An 18,909-nucleotide genomic window follows, 5' to 3' on the forward strand; every position below is an offset into this window, starting at 1 on the left:
AGTAATATTTCAAGAAAGCTATTTTCAATTAATAATTATTATTATATAATATAAATACAATAATAATCATTTTAATGAAATAGAAACTTTCATCCATTATTATAAATAATAAATTTCATCTACTTAATATATTATAAAACTACAATACTATTCGTTCTATTTTAGAAAGGAAGTGAAAAAGTGCCGTTAATTAGCGGTATATCCTATGGAAAAACAAACAGTATCTTTAGATTTAATCATTATAGGTGCTGGTCCTGCTGGATTAGCAGCAGCAGTTTATGCCTCCCGCTCAAAACTTGACACTTTGGTTTTGGAAAACAAAATAGTAGGTGGTCAAGTGAGAGACAGCTATAGAGTAGACAATTATCCTGGTTTTTCTTATATAACAGGAGCAGATCTTTCAAATAACTTTCAGCAACATGCTTTAGATTCCGGTGCCAAGATTGATGAATTCGACAATATAATATCACTAAAATTAAGCAGTGATGAAAAAATAGTTGAAACTTCAAAAAAAATATATAAACCACTAGCAATCATATTGGCCACAGGCTCAAATAATAGACTTCTTCCTGTACCTGAGGAAACAAAATTTCATGGTAACGGAGTACACTACTGTGAACTTTGCGACGGTGCACTTTATGAGGGCAAGGATTTGATAGTGGTAGGCGGCGGTAACTCTGCTATTGAGGGAGCCATAGTGCTATCAAAATTTGCAAAAAATTTAACTATTGTACATCAATTTAATTATCTTCAAGCAAATAAAACTAATGAAGAAGAGCTTTCCACAAAACCTAATATTAAATATATATGGAACAGTGAAATTCGCCATGTATTAGGTGAAAATTCAGTGGAGGGTGTACAAATTGAAAATGTTAAAACTGGAGAACTTTCAGAGATAAAAACTGATGGTGTCTTCGTATACATTGGTAGAATTGCTAACACTGAATTATTTAAAAACTATATAAAATTAGACAATTGGGGTCATGTGCTTACAAATGAGAATATGGAAACCAACATAAAAGGCGTTTATGCTGCCGGAGATTTACGTTCAAAGACCATTAGACAGTTAACTACTGCTGTATCTGATGGAACCATTTCAGCCTTAACAGCTGAAAAATATATTATGGAAAAGAAGGTATAATTATGGTAAAAGTTTTTTCAACACCAACATGTCCATGGTGTAAAAAGGTTAAGGATTATTTAAAAAGCAATAATATAGAGTTTCAAGATATCAATGTGGCTGAAGATGCCGCTGCAAGAAAGGAAATGTTCCAAATTTCAAATCAAATGGGAGTTCCTGTAGTTCAAATTGATGATAAGGTAATCCTTGGTTTTGACAAAGATTCTATTGATGAAGCTTTAGGATTATAATCTGAGCTTTGTGAGAATTAATTTATTGTTCCGAGCTCTTATGCAAGGCATGGAGGAGAAATTTCATAATTCCATCGCATTGTACCTTTTTGTGGGTTAATCATTAAATAAAATGTTTTGGAAAGGAGTTATGTTACTTATGGAAAGATTAGTTGGTAAAAATGCACCTGATTTCACAATGAATGCTGTAAAGGGTGGCGGCAGTGATTTTACACAAGTAAGTCTTGAGGACTACAAGGGCAAGTGGCTAGTTATGTTTTTCTATCCACTAGATTTTACCTTCGTTTGTCCAACTGAGATAACAGGTTTTAGTAAAAGGTATGAGGATTTTAATAAAGTAGGCGCTGAGCTCCTTGCAGTTAGCTGCGACAGTCAGTATTCCCATGAAGCTTGGATTAAGGGTGATCTAGGGAAAATTAAATTTCCTATAGCTTCTGATATTACGAAGTCCGTATCTGACAGCTATGGTATATTAATTAAAGAAGAGGGTATTTCATTGAGGGGCTTATTTATAATAGACCCTGAAGGAGTAGTAAGATATAGTGTGGTTCACGACTTAAATGTAGGCAGAAGTGTAGATGAAACCCTACGTGTACTTAAGGCTTTAAAAACTGGAGGTATGTGCGCCGTAGACTGGAGCGAAGGAGATAAAACTTTATAATAACCAATTTCACTTATGCAATATTCACTCTTGTAATACTAAAATCCAAAAGAAGATATTCCCCCCTTCTTTTGGATTTTCTAATAGGACTATCCGCGTGTTCTACTGACGCAATATGACCCAAAATAGACTAGTATACTTACTTGTTATTTATTTAAATGTGCCTTAGATATCTTTAAAAATGCTAAGCACATCCTGTACCATTCCTCTTTGTTCTTCCGTATTTGCCAAACTCATTAGTTTTTCCTTTATATCTTGCTGCTTAAATGGAATTTCTATTAATGAATTTTGTATATCTTCTATAAATTTTACATTCATGGCATCTGAGTAAACTTTAGCCTCCAGTACTTTTGCATTTTTAAGCTTTAAATTAAATTCAATACCTCCCCAAGGAAATCTCTCCTCTAAGCATATGTCAAATTTGGGTGAACTGCCATATCTAAATTCCCAAGAGGAATACTTTTCATAAAGTTGCTGCATTTCATTAGAATTTTTTTCAGTATATATTTTCTTCCCTTGAACTCTTCCATAAGCTTCCTGAAAACTTTTTTCTAACTGCTCCATCAATTTTTCTATGGATATTTTATCATTTATTTCTTTTAAGTTAACTATTCTGGATTTTACAGAATCTATACCTTTGGATTTTATTTTCTTTTCTGAAACTGTAAGGTACTGAACAAGCCTTTTCATGTCTCCATTTACAAGAAGAGTTCCATGGTGATAGCAAGTATGATCTCCGAAGTAAAAGGCATTTCCTGAGAATTTTCTTCCATCTGCCAATATGTCGTTTCTTCCTGAAAATTCCGCATTTATTCCTAGGTTTTTTACTGCTTTTAATATGACTTGTAATTGATTTTCCAAATTATAGAGTCCTTTGTCCATGGCAAAGGTGAAGTTTAAATTCCCAATGTCATGGAATACTGCCCCTCCCCCAGAAAGTCTTCTAGCCAGCTTCCCACCGTCTTCTTCTAATTCTCTGCATTTACATTCCTTCCATGGATTTTGGTTTTTGCCTATGACTACAGTATCTGCATTTTGCCATAGATATAGTATTATTTCATTAGCTTTTGCTTCTTTCACTAATTTTTCTTCTAAAGCTAAATTAAACCATGGATTAATGCTTTTGGATACTACTATATTGGTAATAATTTCTTTATTATGCAAAATGAATTCCCCCTATTAAAATTCAAGTTACTATAGTACTTTAGTTAGCATTTATGACTATTTTATCCAATATTTTTTAAATATTTCTATTTCCTTAGCCACTCTATTAGTTACAAATGCCACACAAGTTTCTATATCAAACATTTTACTCAAATCCTCTCGATCATCTCTAAGGCTGTAATTTTTAATAATTGACAACTAGAAAATCACACCCCAAAGTGCTATATACATATGTTATATCTTACCCTTAACCAGCTTTTAAATCAAGTAACTTGTGAATTCTACAAATAATGCTAATTCAATGCTAATTGAATAGAAAATTTTCTCTTTTCATACAATGTGCTTATATTGCAAATTTAGTATTATTATATATAATGTGATTATATTGCGAATTTAACATTGCTATATATAATGTACTTATTTTGCGAACTTAGCACTATTATATATTGGGTAAAATAATTCTTTTTTGTGTCTCCAATCACTAATCTCTATTTAGTGTTTAAGTAAAATCTTATTTGGTAGTTAAATGAAATTTTATTTAAGATTAACTAAATTTTATTTAATGATTGGAAACTGTGGATTAATGGACTGATGAATGAGAACTTTTGAGCAAATATAAAAAATCGAGGTGATATTTTGAAAATTTTAAGACAAATTTGCATTATCTTATTTATAAACTTTATTGGTGAGATAATTCATTTAGTTTTGAGAACATCCATACCTGGCAATGTAATTGGTATGATTTTATTATTGATTCTTTTATGCACGGGAGTGCTTAAATTAGAAGTTATAGAGGAAATAAGCGACTTTTTCCTCAAGAACTTAGCTTTTTTCTTCTTACCTGCAGGGGTTGGTCTTATTTCTTGTATGTCTATATTAAATGGAAACTGGAGCGCCATTTTGATGGTATGCCTTTTATCAACTATAGTAGTCATAATAGTAACAGGATTTACCATACAAATTTTAAAGAAAGCCTGTGAGAGTAAAAAACTAAAAATTAATACTAATGATTAACCCACAATAAGGTAGAATGTAATGGAATTATGAAATTTCTCCTCCATGACTTGCATAAGAGCTCAAAACAATAAATTTAATTTAAGAAATTCTAATCTTTTAGCCATATAAAATTATCTAACGCTCACATTCAGCGTCCTGCCTCAGGTTCGCTAGCCTGGCGTCCTTGCCAGACTTACGATAATTTTATCTGTCTAAAAGAAGAATTTCTAAAATTAAATTTAAACAGTTCCTTCGCTTCTTATGCAAGTCATTCCAGAGAAATTTCATAATTCAAGTAATATAATGCTTTTTGTGGGTTAATCTTATTTATTACTTATTTAAAGGAGTTTTATAATGGAAAATCTTTTTAATAATCCCCTATTTGGGATAATAATTTCAGTGATGGCTTTTGAAATAGGTAATTTTATTTATAAAAAAACAAAAATTCCTTTTTTCAATCCCCTACTTATTTCTGTAGCTTTAATAATTTTATTTTTGGAATTTTTCTCTATAAATTTGGAGTCTTATAATAAGGGAGCAAGTATAATAAATTTCTTTTTAGCTCCATCTACAGTAGTTTTGGCGGTGCCTCTTTATAAGAAGATAAATCTTTTAAAGGCTCATGCTATGCCTATAATAGTTGGCATAACTACTGGCAGCATTGCTGGTATAGTTAGCATTATATATCTTTGCAAATTATTTAATTTAGATACAAAATTGAGCATTTCCATGATGCCAAAATCTATAACTACACCTATAGGTATTGAAATATCTAAGCAGCTGGGAGGTATTCCTGCAGTTACCGTAGCAGTTATCATAATAACTGGAATTATGGGTGCCATAATAGGTCCTCTTGTATGTAAAGCTTGCAGAATCAAAGATAGCGTGGCCCTTGGGGTTTCCCTAGGTACCGCTTCCCATGCCATAGGTACCACAAAAGCCATGGAGATAGGTGAAGTGGAAGGTGCCATGAGTAGCCTTGCTATAGGCATAGCTGGACTTTTAACAGTATTTCTGGCTCCACTTTTATTTAAAATATTTCTATAGTTTAAAGGAACCTTTAAGAAGACGATTGAGAAATTTACATTCTTTTTACGACAAAAATTTCTTAACCGGCTTCTTGTTTGTTTTCCCCTATTCTTTATGTTTTCATCTGTTCCTTATGTTTTTCTCTGTTCCTCATATAAATTTTCATAGTGTTAACTGAAATTTTTCACATCTTTGAAATAATATACATCTAGTGTTGGACGCCGCTCTGCTGCTGAGTCCTGCCTAAGTTCTCCGCTCTATTAGAAACATATTCTGTATAATTTGCTCTTCCTTGGGACTCTAACGTCACATTTGCCTTCACTTTTATATTTGATTTAGGCACTATATCATTCCAATCCTGTCCAGTATCTCTTCCATATTTCGCTACTGCATATTTACCTAAACCCAGTACATCAGTTTTGTATTCTTTATTTATCTTTTCTACTACATCTTGACACTGGCTTTCAACTTCCTTTTCAATTTCATTTTGACATTTTTCAACTTCTTTAGGGTCGTTATCTAAATTTTTATATAGAACATTGGACACTACTGTTCCCTTTAAATCTATATTTATTATAAAATTATACTTTCCATTTTCTTTAAAACACTTTACCTTTCTTTTAGATTTGCCGTAAAAATTGATATATTCCTTTACATTTTCTTGTATTGTGATCATCCCTTTTCCACCGTTAAACTTCATTAAATTTATAAATTTTGTTTCATTAAGATTAGCCACTCCAATCATTTTTTCTCCTTTAAATATAGCTAATCCTGTGTTTTGCAATCCACCATCTTTCATCTCTATATAAGGCAGTACTAAGGTTCTTCCTTCCGCATCTACCCTAACTATCATATCTATTGCAGTAAAATTTTTCACATAAAAATAAGCTTCATTTAAATTTTTAATTAAATTCTCTGTATATTCTGCTGGATTCACTCCTTTAATATTTTTTTGTTTAAGTATGTCGTAAGCTTTGCCAGAACATACTGACACGTATCCTCTGTCATTTGTTCTGGGATTTCTCACTAATATATCTAAAAGTTCTCTTACACCTAAACGTGCCTGTGCCTCACTTATTATGTATGATCTCTCTACTCCAAGTATTAATTTTTTATCCATTTTGCTACTTCTGTCTTCTCTTGATTCACCTAAACTATTCCCCTCACCTATTTGAATTATTCCAGTTTCTTGCTGGTCTTGCACTGCCATTAATATAGGAACTACATATTCTTTACCATCCATTTCTTTTATATCATATCCTACAGCCATGGGTATACTAACATTCTCCACCAGTTCACCTTCATTTCCTAAAAATGAATAAATAAACAATATAATTACTATTATTAATGTAATAATTCTTATATTTTTAGGATTTTTTATTTTCTGTAACATTTTTTTCTCCTCTTTTTAACATGATTAGTATAGCAATGGATGTTACATATACTAGGTTAAATATTGCATACATTTTTCCAAGTTTTATTATAATATCTCTCCTATTAGTGGGTGTACCATAAATGCCAGATATATAAAAAAGCACTGGATACAATATATATATCCAAGTCTTCATATTAATTTTTCTCCATATTTCACCTAAACAGTAAGCAATTGAAAAATAGTCTATAGATATGGTTTTAAAAATCATCAATGTCCATAACGACATGCTTATGTACCTAAATGAATTTATTCCAGGAACCATTATACTTTCACTCACCGTTACCACAGGCCATAAAAATTTAGGAATTATATTTATACCTATATAATAAATGGTTATAAAAGTTATCCATGTATATATTATTATAGCTACTATGGAAGCCTTAATACCTGAAGATGTTACTTTCTTTTTATCTTTTAAAAATGGATAGATTAAAAACAAAATTTCTATTCCAAAGTACGAAAATAAACTTTCTTTAGAAGCTTTAATAATATTTTTAAATCCTGATGAAAATACTGGCATTATATTGAGTATATTTCCGTCTTTTAGGGCCACCATGGGTACTAAAAAAAATATAAAAGTTAAATAAAATATCACTTCGTTCATTTTTCCCAAGGTTTTTATTCCTTTATATGATATAAATGCTGGTACTAGTAGTATTGTTATTAATATTTTTTTAGTAGTTAAAAAAGGAGTTATGTACATTATAAGCACGTTGCTTATGCCAGAAGAAAGTCCTGTGAGTAAGTAAATAAAATAGCTTGTAAAAATCAAATTTAGTATAGTGCCTAAAAAATTTCCAAAATATATCTTACTTAAATCCAATATATTATTGTCTGGATGTTTTTTACACATATAGCTTCCTATTAAGACCATATAAATTACATATATTCCTCCTATAGCCGCAGATATCCATCCGTCTTGTTTTGCTATTTTTACTACACTATTAGGTAAACTAAGCATACCTATTCCTATGATACTGCCTATGAGTATTAATGTATACTGGTGGTTAGTTAAGTATATTTCGCTATTTTTTTTCATAAATATGCATAATAGCATTGATTTACAACGCTATACCGAAAACAACGGTACTCCTTTCTTGCATTTACGGTTACGTATTTTTTTTCATCTTTAATCTAATTCTATCTTTTAGTGGTATAACTTCCGGTCTTTCTTTCATTTCTGGAATAGGTGCACGTATAAAGCTGTCCTTTAGGTCTTTTTTCCTAAATGAGAAGTATGCTACACCAAAACTATCCAATGAAGATAAATAAGATACTATAAAGAAATTTCCTAAAACTATTCCATACATTCCTAACCAATTTCCTAAGATCAGCATTGGATAAGAAATCATTCTTATGGATAAAGCCATTTCATAGTTCGGTATTAAAAAAGTAGCTACAGTACTTATACCTACTACTAAAAGTGTCGTGGGACTAACTATTTTTGCTTTTATAGCTGCATCCCCTATGATAATACCGCCTACCACACTTAATATTTGGCCTACTTTACCTGGAAGTCTTAGGCCTCCCTCTCTTAAAAACTCTACAGTTAAATTTATTGATATGATTGACATAAAAGGTGTCAATGCTATGCCCTTTCTTGACTGTAATATGCCCTTTATAAAATCTATGGGTATTAATTCTATATTAAATTTTATTAATGTTATATATACCGCTGGTAAATTTATTATTATAATTACAGATAGAAATCTAACAAGCCTGGAAAAGCTAGCCACTATTGTTCTCTGATTATAATCTTCCACAGCTTGAAAAAATTCTATAAAAATGCTAGGAATGCTCATTACAAAAGGAGTTCCCGATATAAAAACTGCTATTTTTCCTTCCAATAAGTTTGCCTCAATTATGTCTGGTCTTTCTGTAACTAGTGCCTGTGGAAATACAGAAAAAGTATGTTTTTCTATAAGTTGTTCTATTATACCTGCACCTGAAACTTTATCTACATTTATTGCCTTTATTCTTTCCCTAATACTGCTTAGGATTTTATCATCTGTAATATCTTCAATATACATTATAACAACATCTGTATCGCTTCTTTTTCCCAAGGTAAAATTCTCCATCTTTAAATTTTTATCTTTTATCTTTCTTTTTAAAATACTTATATTTACCTCAATATTTTCTACAAATCCTTCTCTACTGCCTCTTATACTAGTTTCATTTTCAGGATCACTTATGCCTCTGTACTCTCCCCCTACAGTATCTGCAACTATAATTTCATTGAAACCATCTACTACTATAGCAGTTTTTCCTCTTTTTAAATTCTTCCCAATCTCTACTAAATCTGAAAGCACTTTAGTATCAGATGCTGTTATATATTTTTTACTTATATATTCTATTTTATCTATATCACCCAAATTTATATTTGTACCCAACATTAAGGGCCTCAATATATCTCTATCTATTGTTTCTTTACTTGCCAATCCATTTATATAGAATATTTTACCTTCAATTTCATCCTTCCCAATTAATATATCCTTTATAACCAGTTGTGCTGGATTTCCTAAAAGTTCTTTGATTTCTTCTTGTTTTTTTTCAATTACACTAGATTTAAATTTCATGAAATCACCACCCTAATCCAGTTTCCCACAATTTTTCTAACCACATTATATATTGTGTATTTTTACAAAAAATATTCTACAATCCCTAGGTTATGCTATGGTGATGAAACAACGTTAAATTTAATTTTCACTATTATATCTTTCCTTTTTTATGAAGATGTCTTATGATAATAAACCCAACTATTATAAACACAAAAGTAAATATTCCTTCTGCTATTAACTCCATTTCTAATTCCTCCAACAATAAATTGTATATAGATTGACTTTCAAATATACTAGCTAAAAAATTATTTTCATAATATTTTTAGCTGGTATATTTGAATTAGTATTTTTAAATTGCTGTCCTTCAATAATGACATTTAGCCAATTTAGGGAGTTTACTAAATTTATTTATCTATATATGAATAAATATCTAATGTATAATTTCAAAATTATGTATCATATTATTAATGTGCTAATTATTGAAAATTTATTCAATGGAGAGATGTATATATGAAATTATTTATTGAAATAACTATACAAACCCTTTTAGCCTTTTTTTCCATACTTTTTATAACTAGAATACTGGGAAGACAGCAAGTAGCTCAACTTACTGTGTTTGAATATATAAATGGCATAACCTTTGGCTCTATAGCTGCCACCCTTGCCACTGACACCAATCAAAAAACTTGGCAGCACCTTATAGGACTTTTCATTTTTGGTTCTTTAACTTTTTTACTCTCCTATATATGTATGAAAAATAGAAATGCTTCTAAAATAATTCAAGGAGAACCAGTTATAGTAATAGAAAATGGTAAAATTTTAGAAGGTAATTTATCAAAATTCCACTATACTGCAGATGACTTAACTCATCTTCTTCGAAAAAAAGATATATTTGATTTAAATACTGTTAAATATGGAATTTTAGAAACTACTGGAGAAATAAGTATTCTAAAAAATGATGACTCCCAAATGTATTTGCAAAAAGAAGTTGTAATTACAGGTAATATAATATATGAAAATTTAAAAAAGCGAAATTTAGATGTGAAGTGGCTTTTAGATAATTTGAGCTTTATGGGCGTAAAAGACATAAAAGATGTATTTTTTGCTTATTTAGATGATAATAATAATTTATTTGTAGACAAAGTGGAGGATCACTTTAAAAAAGAAAATGATATAACGGAGTGAGAATATATTGTGAAGCAAGTGCCATAAGAAAAATCTGTCTTTAAGTCCACAATAAATATATTTTTTAAGACTGTTCGCAATACGCCAAGAAATTCTAATGTTTTCAAATTTCAATACCCTAAAGCTTTCAAACTCGCTTCTGACGGCGCTCAAACATGAAAGCTTCTTAACGGGTATTGAAATTTGAAAACAAAGAATTTCTAAGGCTAGCTCAATAGTCTAAAAAAATATATTTATTGTTACCTTAAAGACAGATTTTTCGATTCATGCATAGTTTATCTAGGGGAGAATACGGCCTACTAAAGGATGATTTTCCTCCGCTGCGCTACTGAAAATCTTTTATTGGCGGCAGCCAGGCTAAATAGTAAAACTAAGATTGATATAAAACAATACCTTACATCAAAATATATTAAACGTTTTCTACTTTTTTATTTTAATAAATAAGTAATTATTTATTATTCTAGAAGTTTAGCGCTTAAAATTTTTTTGGCGTGAGCCCGTTGATTTATAATGAGTGATCGAGATATAGGTTGAAACACATAAATATAGATTATAACAACGGATTCTAGCATCTAATCCCTATAACCCAGCACCTAAAAAACCTTTGGTACTAGGGATTGATGACTAGGGATTAGAGACTAAAGACTAAAACGAAAGGCTTCGCCTCCCAAACCACATACATATTAAACTAAAAATCTGATTTTAATGTAGTAATAAATGTGAAATTTAGGACTATTGAACTAGCCTTAGAACTTCTTATGTCTCACAGTTAAAGAACCGTTAAGAAGCTTTCATGTTTGAACGAGGAACGAGTGAGTTTGAAAGCTTTAGGGTCTTTAACTGTGAGACATTTAGAAGTTCTTGGCGTATTGTGAACAGTCCCAAATTACACATTTATTACGGAATTAAAATCAGATTTTTCTTCAATGTATTGCTTCACAATATTCTTATATTTTCTACATGTCTTTTTTTAGTAGTTCTTGAAATTTTTCTTCTGTTACTGGTGGACTATAATAATAACCTTGTATCTCATCACAAGAATTTTTTTTCATAAATTCAATTTGCTCTTCTGTTTCAACTCCTTCAGCTAATACTTTTAGTTTTAAGCTATGGGATAAGTTTATTATTGTTTTAGCCAAAGTTCCATCTTCTTTTTCTGGGTAATCCTTCACAAATTCCCTGTCTATTTTTACTTTATCAAAATGGAATCTTCTCAAATAACTTAAAGATGAATATCCTGTTCCAAAGTCATCCATAGCCATTTTCACTCCTAATTCTCTAATAGATTTTAACTGTTTTTGTATATTGTTTATATTATCTATTAAGACTCCTTCTGTAATTTCTATCTCTAAACAATGGCCTGGTAAATTATACTTTTCTAAAATTTCCTTTATGGTTTTATACATATCTGATTTCTTAAACTGTATAGGTGATATATTAACTGCAATAGTTATGTGTCTATTATATTCATTTATCCATAGGCTTAAATTTTTACAAGACTCTTCTATAACCCATTTTCCTATAGGAATTATCATATCCGTATTTTCTGCTATAGGTATGAATTGATTAGGGTACACCATTCCCATTTCATGACTATTCCATCTAATAAGTGCTTCTGCACCAACTATTTTTTCATTTTTTAATTCAACTTGTGGCTGGTAGTTTAAGTAGATCTCTCCTCTTTTTATAGCACTTCTAAGCAGATTTTCTATATTTATATCTTTTAAATATTTATCTCTAAGTCCTTGCTCATACATAACTACATTGTATTCTCCAATATCCTTAGCATAAGCTCTAGCTATATTAGCCTTTTCTACTAGCTCATCTATATTATTTGAATCCTTTGGATAATTACTTATTCCTATATCTCCTTTTAAATATACAAATTGCTCTTCTATAGTAAAAGGTAATTTTAAAGAGTTAGTTATTAATTTCGAAAACTGAAGAATTATATCTTCATTATTTTCTTCCTTTATTAATATTAAAAATTCATCGCTACTCATCCTAGAAAGTATACATTCTTCTTTGCAGTTTTCTCTAATTCTTTCAGTAAATTGAAGCATTAAATTATCTATAGTATTTACACCTAAGCTATTTTTAATAGTATCATAATTACTTATAATTATAGATATTATGTATATATTTTTTCCATCTAATTTATTCGCATCTGAAAATCTACGATTAAATATCTTTTTCATTAAACTTGCATTAGGCAGAGATGTAATAGTATCATAATTTTTAAGCTTATTTATACTTTCTTCCTTATTTTTTATGTCAGATAAATCCCTAAAAATTCCTATGTATCCACTAACTTTTTTGTAATCTCCTTTTACAGCTATTATAGTGAGTAACTTTGGATAAATTTTACCATTCTTTCGTTTGTCCCATATTTCACCTTGCCATCTTCCTTCGTTTATAATTGTTGCCCACATCTTTTTATAGAATTTCTTACTATGCTTTCCTGATTTAAAGTAGGATGTCTGAAGGCCAATCACCTCTTTATCATAATATCCTGTAATTTTACAAAAGGTTTTATTTACATATATTATATTTGTATGTGCATCTGTAAAAATTATGGCTTCTCCTGAATTTTCAAGAATACTCATAACCAGTTTTAATCTTCTAACTGTCCTTTTTCTCTTATAAATTATCACAGCACTTACGTATGATAACAATACTATTATTATTGTAAATATTATTATTATGCCTACTACACCTTTAAACCAACTTTCCTTTATTAAATTCAATTTATTCTTTGGAAAATAGCATACTAACGTCCAGTTGTCTCGTACATTATCTCCGTAAACATAAATATTTTCTTCATTTATTCTAATTAGCTCAACATTTTCTATACAATATATGCCTTTATTATTTTCCACATTTCCTATCTTTTTATTATCCGGTATACTCACATAATTTCCTTGAGTAAATATTATTTTATCATGGCTTAGAAGTGCAAATGCAAAATCTTCATTATTTTTAATATATCCCTTTAATTTTTTCCAAAGATATTCAGATTCATATTCAAAAACTAATTGTCCCACCTTTTGCTTATTTTTATCTTCTACATCTATCTTAAATTCCATAAAAGCTTTATCTATGGCTAAATCTTCTTTCTTTTGAAAATAAGCCACCGTTTTCCCTTGTGAATCTATAAATTTTATGCTTCTATATATTTTTTTATTATTAGCATATCTTTCAAACATTTTTTGCATATTATTTATATTCTCACCATTAGAATTATTTATATAATCGTTTACTTCGTTGGAGTCTTTTATTACTTTAAAATCAGTAACCACTGAATTAAGAGTATATTCTAAATCATATTTCAGTAATTGTACATCCTTTTGCTGCTTTATTTTTATTAGTTGCCTTTCATTTTTAATTTGCAATAAATAAACAGAGTATATAGTTATAACTAATATTAAAAATGAGGGTATCATTATTCTCAATAAATATTTTACTATGTTTTTTCGCCTTTTATATTGAAAAAGTTTCATAATGGTATACCCCTTTCTTTCAATTTCCCCTTATAGCCAAACAACGTATCTACACAATACCTCTTATACCATTATAAAACATACGTCAAAATATTACATACTTTTCATATGTTTTGTAGAAAATGAGATAGGTAGTAGATTAATTAAATTTATCATTTTTAATATGATTATTATTCTAAAACTCCTATAATTATGATTTATTTCATTATAATCCCCCATATACTAATTCGTATATTATTACAAAAAATAAAGACTGCTGATACATAAATTCATCAGCAATCTTCGACATTTTCCGGGAGGTGTCAGGCACCTATTTCTGAAGTACAGTTTGGACACTTTGTTGCTTCTATATCTATTTCAGTGCAACAGTATGGGCATTTCTTAGTGGTTACAACAGGTGCCTCTTTTTTCTTAAATTTATCAAATTGACGTATAACTATAAATATTGAAAAGGCAATTATTAAGAAGTCAATTACATTGTTTAAAAATAATCCATAATTTATAGTGGCTGCTCCAGCTTTCTTAGCTTCTGCTAATGAGTTAAATTCTTGTCCACTTAAGTTTATGTATAAATTAGAAAAGTCCACTTTTCCTACTAAGCTTCCTATTATAGGCATTATTATGTCATTTACTAAGGATGAAACAATTTTACCAAAAGCCCCTCCTATGATAACACCTACAGCTAAGTCTACTACATTCCCTTTTAAAGCAAATTTTTTAAATTCTTTTAACATGGCAATGGCTAACCTTAATTAAGTTAGCATTCCCTCCCTTCATATTAAATTAAATAGAACTTGTTATTCAGAGTCAATATACCATCATACCTAACTTTTATAGATAATAGGAGTATTCAAGTACATATTCCTAGAATAAAAATTCATTTTTAAATGGACTTAATATATTCATTATTATTTAATTATAATTATTAATAACTTATTTGTAAAGATTTAATTTAAATATATATTCTAAATATAATTTTAAAAACTTCTCTGAAATACATATTTGAGTTTTAATTATCAGTTGTAAAATTATGTTATAGATTTTACCCATTTATAAGATATATAATTAAAATATAATAATCATACGGAGGTATTGAATATGAAATTCATGGATTTACGAAGTGACACAGTTACAAACCCGACAGAAGAAATGAGAAAAGCTATGTTTTCTGCTGAAGTAGGAGACGATGTTTACGGTGACGACCCTACTGTAAAAGAACTAGAGGCATATGCTGCAAAACTTGTGGGAAAAGAAGCCGCTCTATTTGTTCCCAGTGGTACTTTTGGAAATCAGCTATGTCTTTTCACACACTGCAATAGAGGAGATGAAGTCATTTTAGGGGATGACTGCCACATAATAATGCATGAAGTGGGAGCTGCTTCTGTTATTGCTGGAGTCCAACTTAGAACAATTAATACCCATAAAGGCATGATGAATACTGAAGAAATTCAAAGAAAAATTAGAACTGCTGAGGAAGACATACACTATCCTGGTACAAGCTTAATATGTATTGAAAATGCCTATTCTAATGGTATTGTTCCACCTGTTACTTATATGGAAGAGGTTTTTTCCATAGCTAAAAAAAATAATTTAAGGGTTCATTTAGATGGTGCTAGACTTTTCAATGCTGCAACTTATTTAAAGGTTGACCCTAAAGAATTAACTAAATACTGCGATTCAGTGATGTTCTGCCTTTCAAAGGGTCTTTGTGCTCCTGTGGGCTCCATAGTAGCTGGAGATAAGGATTTTATAGATAGAGCTAAGAAAAAGAGAAAATTAATGGGTGGAGGATTAAGACAAAGTGGAATTCTTGCAGCTGCTGGATTGTTAGCTTTAAAAGACATGACTAAAAGATTATCAGATGACCACAAAAATGCTTTAATTTTAGCAGATGAACTTTCTAAAATACCTGGATTTAAAGTTTTCAAAGATGATGTTCAAATAAATATGGTTTTCTTCAGCATGGAGGACAGCAGCGTATCTGGGGAAAAACTAAAAGATGAACTGTTAAAGAAAGGTATAAAGATAAATCCTCCTGAAAATGGCCTTATGAGGTTTGTAACTCACTACTGGATTAAGGAAGAAGACGTTTATTATATTGTGAAATGCATAAGGGAACTTTTGTAATTAATACGTAAAATTTAGTTATATGATTAACCCACAAAAAGCATTACACTACTTGAATTATGAAACTTTTCTGGAATGACCTGCATAAGAAGCGAAGGGACTATTTAAATTTATTGTTCCCAGCTCTTATGCAAGTCCTGGAGGAAAAATTTCATAATTCCACCACATTGTACCTTATTGTGGATTAATCAGTTATATATACATCAACTAAACTATTTTTCATAAAATTGCTTGTTTATATAAAACTAGAGTTTTTACTTTTTAAAAGTATTGCTCTAGTTTTATTTTTGTCATTGTAATTAATTCTTTAATTTTCTGCTTATTTAATTGCTTAGTTTTTTAATTTTTTACTTATCATTTTAATTTTTTACTTAACTTTTGAATTTTTCCGCTTAATTTTTAAACTTTTTTTCTTAATTACTTAATTTGAAGTCCATATTCAACCAGTTACTTATTTTTCTAGTTAAATAATAAATTAGCTCTTTAATTATAAGCTTTGGATTTATGAATATTTTTGTATGCAATTACTAAAAATAATAAAGTAATTACAATGCTTTTCCCAAATACATAAATCTATTATAAAAATTAAATTATAATTAATGAACATAATACGTTAGAAAGGAGATTTGAGAAAATATATTCTTATATTTCTCACTAAAAATAAATATGAATGAGAAAAATACCAAATCCTATTGGATAGATTCCACAGAGGACACAAACTTTCCTTCACTAGATAGAGATATTCATGTAGATGTAGCAATTGTAGGTGCAGGTATAAGTGGAATAACCTGTGCCTATCTTTTAAAGCAGGAAGGTGTAAAACTTGCTCTAATAGATAGCGATAAGATAGCAAAATCTACTTCTGGGCACACCACTGCTAAATTAACGTCTCAGCATGACCTTATATATTCTAAGTTAATAAATTCTCTTGGAAATACTATAGCTAAGGAATATGCTGATGCTAACGAAAAAGCCATAGAACTTGTAAATAAACTCTCTAGGAATTTAAAAATAGATTGTGATCTTGAGAAGTTACCTGCTTATGTGTACACTGAAGATAAAAATTACATACATAAAATAGAAGATGAGGTAGGCGCTGCTGTAAATTTAGGACTGAAAGCTAGCTATGTAAATGAAATTCCTCTTAACTTACCTATAAAAGCAGGCATTTGCTTTGAAGACCAGTACCAATTTCATCCTAGAAAGTATTTATTGGGTTTGTCAAAAGAAATATCTAGTGGCAACTCCACTAACGATTGTAGTATATTTGAAAACACTGCCATAGTAGATGTTGAATATGGAAATCCTTGTGTTCTAACCTCAAAAGAAGGGAAAAAAATTACTTGTTCAAAAGTAATTCTATGTTCACATTTTCCATTTTACGATGGTTTTGGATTATATTTCGCTAGATTGAAGCCTGAAAGATCTTACATAGTATGTGCAAAATCTAAAGATAAGTTTCCCACTGGAATGTTTATAAATGCCGAAACCCCCACTCGTTCCCTTAGACGCCAAAAACATAATGACGGTGAGTTAATTCTTATAGCAGGAGAAAATCACAGAACAGCTCATGGAGAAAATACTATAAACCACTTTGAAAGATTAAAGGAATTCGGAAACTCCTTATTCCAAATAGAAGATTTTCCTTATAGTTGGTCCGCACAAGATTATACAACTCTTGATTATATACCTTATGTGGGAAATTTAACCTCTTCGAAAAAAAACATATATGTAGCCGCAGGTTTTAGAAAATGGGGCATGACCAACGGCACAGCTTCCGCTATGATTATAAGAGACTTGATAATAAACGGTAAGAGTCCATGGCAGAATGCATATAGTCCTTCACGGACTAATTTTACAGCCTCCGCGAAAAACTTCATAACTGTAAACTCCGATACAGCAAAACATCTTGTTAAAGGGAAGCTAACTGCAGGTGAAAAGGACGCTCATGTCTCTATAGGTGAAGGTACGGTAGTCGAAATAGACGGCAAAAAGTATGGTGTTTATAGAGATTCCACTGAAAATCTTCATATAGTTGATACTACTTGTACACATATGGGATGTGATTTAAACTGGAATGCAGCAGAAAAATCCTGGGATTGTCCTTGCCACGGTTCAAGATTTTCCTACGAAGGACACGTAATTGAAGGTCCTGCCACAAGAGATTTAAACCACTACAAGGAGTCTCCTAATAAAATATCCCCCAATATACTCTAAGAATAAATTGCGACGCAATTTATGGCTTAAGTGTGCTAGTTAGCCAGTGGGCTAGAGGGCTAGTAAAGGATAATTTTTCTTCATTGCATTATGAAAATTTTACAATTTTAAAAGGAGCTGTCGTACTAAGAATAAATCCTACTATATATTGTGCTAAATTTAAACTTGCAAAACAATATATTGTATGTGAATTCTTTAATGCAACAGCCTCTTTTTGGCTTAACTTAAATCTTTTATTAGCGATAGCCAGCGAAAATACTAAAACTAAAATTTATACAACCCTATGCCTCACGGCAAAATGAATTAAATTTTAGCCATTATCTTATTTTGATAAGTATCATATAATTTTTAGAAAGGCTACGCCTAAAAAATATTATGAGCGCTTTCCTATTTATAAATTAAAGATTTTCCATAGCGAAGCGGAGGAAAATCCTCCTTTAGTAGGCTGTTCTCTCCCCGTGACGATATACGCATGACCTGAAAAATCTGCTTTTAAGGGAACAATAAATATATTTTTTTAGACTATTGAGCTAGCTTTAGAAATTCTTTGTTTTCAAATTTGAATACCCGTTAAGAAGCTTTCATTGCCTGAATGAGGAACGAGTGAGTTTGAAAGCTTTAGGGTATTCAAATTTGAAAACATTAGAATTTCTTAGCGTACTGCGA

At 30.1% G+C, this 18,909-nt stretch carries 15 protein-coding genes; 8 read left to right on the forward strand and 7 right to left on the reverse strand.

The genetic code is table 11. The features are described 5' to 3' along the window. Positions 1 to 205: 205 nt before the first annotated feature. From C1715_RS06945 to C1715_RS06955, 3 genes are all read left to right on the forward strand, one after another. Positions 206 to 1,141 (forward strand): NAD(P)/FAD-dependent oxidoreductase, encoded by a 936-nt coding sequence (locus C1715_RS06945; RefSeq protein WP_035291779.1) that lies wholly within the window; start codon positions 206 to 208, stop codon positions 1,139 to 1,141. Positions 1,142 to 1,143: 2 nt separating this feature from the next. Beyond that, positions 1,144 to 1,371, forward strand: a complete 228-nt coding sequence (locus tag C1715_RS06950; protein ID WP_035291781.1) for a glutaredoxin family protein — start codon at positions 1,144 to 1,146, stop codon at positions 1,369 to 1,371. Between the two features lie 139 nt (positions 1,372 to 1,510). Next, on the forward strand, positions 1,511 to 2,032 hold the full coding sequence (locus C1715_RS06955) for a peroxiredoxin (protein ID WP_035291783.1): 522 nt from the start codon (positions 1,511 to 1,513) through the stop codon (positions 2,030 to 2,032). Positions 2,033 to 2,197: 165 nt separating this feature from the next. Here C1715_RS06955 and lplA read toward each other — a convergent pair whose 3' ends face one another. Further along, positions 2,198 to 3,196: a lipoate--protein ligase gene (gene lplA / locus C1715_RS06960; protein WP_035291784.1), complete on the reverse strand. Its 999-nt coding sequence runs from the start codon at positions 3,194 to 3,196 to the stop codon at positions 2,198 to 2,200. A gap of 57 nt (positions 3,197 to 3,253) precedes the next feature. Beyond that, positions 3,254 to 3,394, reverse strand: coding sequence for a hypothetical protein (locus C1715_RS19340; RefSeq protein WP_180964022.1), 141 nt, complete (start codon positions 3,392 to 3,394; stop codon positions 3,254 to 3,256). Between the two features lie 438 nt (positions 3,395 to 3,832). On the opposite strand from C1715_RS19340, the gene C1715_RS06965 reads away from it, so the two are divergent. Both C1715_RS06965 and C1715_RS06970 read left to right on the forward strand, forming a co-directional pair. After that, positions 3,833 to 4,210, forward strand: coding sequence for a CidA/LrgA family protein (locus tag C1715_RS06965; RefSeq protein ID WP_035291786.1), 378 nt, complete (start codon positions 3,833 to 3,835; stop codon positions 4,208 to 4,210). A gap of 336 nt (positions 4,211 to 4,546) precedes the next feature. Then, positions 4,547 to 5,239 (forward strand): LrgB family protein, encoded by a 693-nt coding sequence (locus C1715_RS06970; RefSeq protein ID WP_035291788.1) that lies wholly within the window; start codon positions 4,547 to 4,549, stop codon positions 5,237 to 5,239. A gap of 190 nt (positions 5,240 to 5,429) precedes the next feature. Here C1715_RS06970 and C1715_RS06975 read toward each other — a convergent pair whose 3' ends face one another. The 3 genes from C1715_RS06975 to C1715_RS06985 form a co-directional block, all read right to left on the reverse strand. Further along, positions 5,430 to 6,614 (reverse strand): Ger(x)C family spore germination protein, encoded by a 1,185-nt coding sequence (locus C1715_RS06975; RefSeq protein WP_051931695.1) that lies wholly within the window; start codon positions 6,612 to 6,614, stop codon positions 5,430 to 5,432. After that, a complete protein-coding gene (locus tag C1715_RS06980; protein WP_035293507.1) occupies positions 6,589 to 7,695 on the reverse strand; it encodes a GerAB/ArcD/ProY family transporter in 1,107 nt (368 codons plus the stop codon). The genes C1715_RS06975 and C1715_RS06980 overlap by 26 nt, the downstream gene beginning before the upstream one ends. Before the next feature lie 70 nt (positions 7,696 to 7,765). After that, a complete protein-coding gene (locus tag C1715_RS06985; RefSeq protein WP_035291790.1) occupies positions 7,766 to 9,232 on the reverse strand; it encodes a spore germination protein in 1,467 nt (488 codons plus the stop codon). A 492-nt stretch (positions 9,233 to 9,724) separates the two neighbouring features. Here C1715_RS06985 and C1715_RS06990 point away from each other — a divergent pair, with 492 nt between their 5' ends. After that, positions 9,725 to 10,399, forward strand: a complete 675-nt coding sequence (locus C1715_RS06990) for a DUF421 domain-containing protein (protein ID WP_035291793.1) — start codon at positions 9,725 to 9,727, stop codon at positions 10,397 to 10,399. Positions 10,400 to 11,355: 956 nt separating this feature from the next. Here the strand turns inward: C1715_RS06990 and C1715_RS06995 are convergent. Next, on the reverse strand, positions 11,356 to 13,899 hold the full coding sequence (locus C1715_RS06995; protein WP_102399830.1) for a putative bifunctional diguanylate cyclase/phosphodiesterase: 2,544 nt from the start codon (positions 13,897 to 13,899) through the stop codon (positions 11,356 to 11,358). Between the two features lie 302 nt (positions 13,900 to 14,201). Then, positions 14,202 to 14,633, reverse strand: a complete 432-nt coding sequence (gene mscL, locus C1715_RS07000) for a large conductance mechanosensitive channel protein MscL (RefSeq protein WP_035291799.1) — start codon at positions 14,631 to 14,633, stop codon at positions 14,202 to 14,204. A gap of 364 nt (positions 14,634 to 14,997) precedes the next feature. On the opposite strand from mscL, the gene ltaE reads away from it, so the two are divergent. Next, on the forward strand, positions 14,998 to 16,026 hold the full coding sequence (ltaE, locus tag C1715_RS07005) for a low-specificity L-threonine aldolase (protein ID WP_035291801.1): 1,029 nt from the start codon (positions 14,998 to 15,000) through the stop codon (positions 16,024 to 16,026). Positions 16,027 to 16,692: 666 nt separating this feature from the next. After that, the gene (locus C1715_RS07010) at positions 16,693 to 18,243 is read left to right on the forward strand and encodes an FAD-dependent oxidoreductase (protein WP_035291802.1); all 1,551 of its coding nucleotides are present in this window, start codon (positions 16,693 to 16,695) and stop codon (positions 18,241 to 18,243) included. Positions 18,244 to 18,909 lie beyond the last annotated feature (666 nt).

Source organism: Haloimpatiens massiliensis (assembly GCF_900184255.1).
In the GTDB taxonomy this organism is placed as follows: Bacteria; Bacillota; Clostridia; order Clostridiales; family Clostridiaceae; genus Haloimpatiens; species Haloimpatiens massiliensis.

Excerpts from the sequence above, each read along its gene's own strand:
- C1715_RS06995 (WP_102399830.1), bottom strand. The coding sequence starts at position 13,899 with ATGAAACTTTTTCAATATAAAAGGCGAAAAAACATAGTAAAATATTTA.
- C1715_RS06985 (WP_035291790.1), bottom strand. The coding sequence starts at position 9,232 with ATGAAATTTAAATCTAGTGTAATTGAAAAAAAACAAGAAGAAATCAAA.
- C1715_RS06975 (WP_051931695.1), bottom strand. The coding sequence starts at position 6,614 with ATGTTACAGAAAATAAAAAATCCTAAAAATATAAGAATTATTACATTA.
- mscL (WP_035291799.1), bottom strand. The coding sequence starts at position 14,633 with ATGTTAAAAGAATTTAAAAAATTTGCTTTAAAAGGGAATGTAGTAGAC.
- C1715_RS06950 (WP_035291781.1), top strand. The coding sequence starts at position 1,144 with ATGGTAAAAGTTTTTTCAACACCAACATGTCCATGGTGTAAAAAGGTT.
- C1715_RS07010 (WP_035291802.1), top strand. The coding sequence starts at position 16,693 with ATGAATGAGAAAAATACCAAATCCTATTGGATAGATTCCACAGAGGAC.
- ltaE (WP_035291801.1), top strand. The coding sequence starts at position 14,998 with ATGAAATTCATGGATTTACGAAGTGACACAGTTACAAACCCGACAGAA.
- C1715_RS06945 (WP_035291779.1), top strand. The coding sequence starts at position 206 with ATGGAAAAACAAACAGTATCTTTAGATTTAATCATTATAGGTGCTGGT.
- C1715_RS06980 (WP_035293507.1), bottom strand. The coding sequence starts at position 7,695 with ATGAAAAAAAATAGCGAAATATACTTAACTAACCACCAGTATACATTA.
- C1715_RS06970 (WP_035291788.1), top strand. The coding sequence starts at position 4,547 with ATGGAAAATCTTTTTAATAATCCCCTATTTGGGATAATAATTTCAGTG.
- C1715_RS06990 (WP_035291793.1), top strand. The coding sequence starts at position 9,725 with ATGAAATTATTTATTGAAATAACTATACAAACCCTTTTAGCCTTTTTT.
- C1715_RS06955 (WP_035291783.1), top strand. The coding sequence starts at position 1,511 with ATGGAAAGATTAGTTGGTAAAAATGCACCTGATTTCACAATGAATGCT.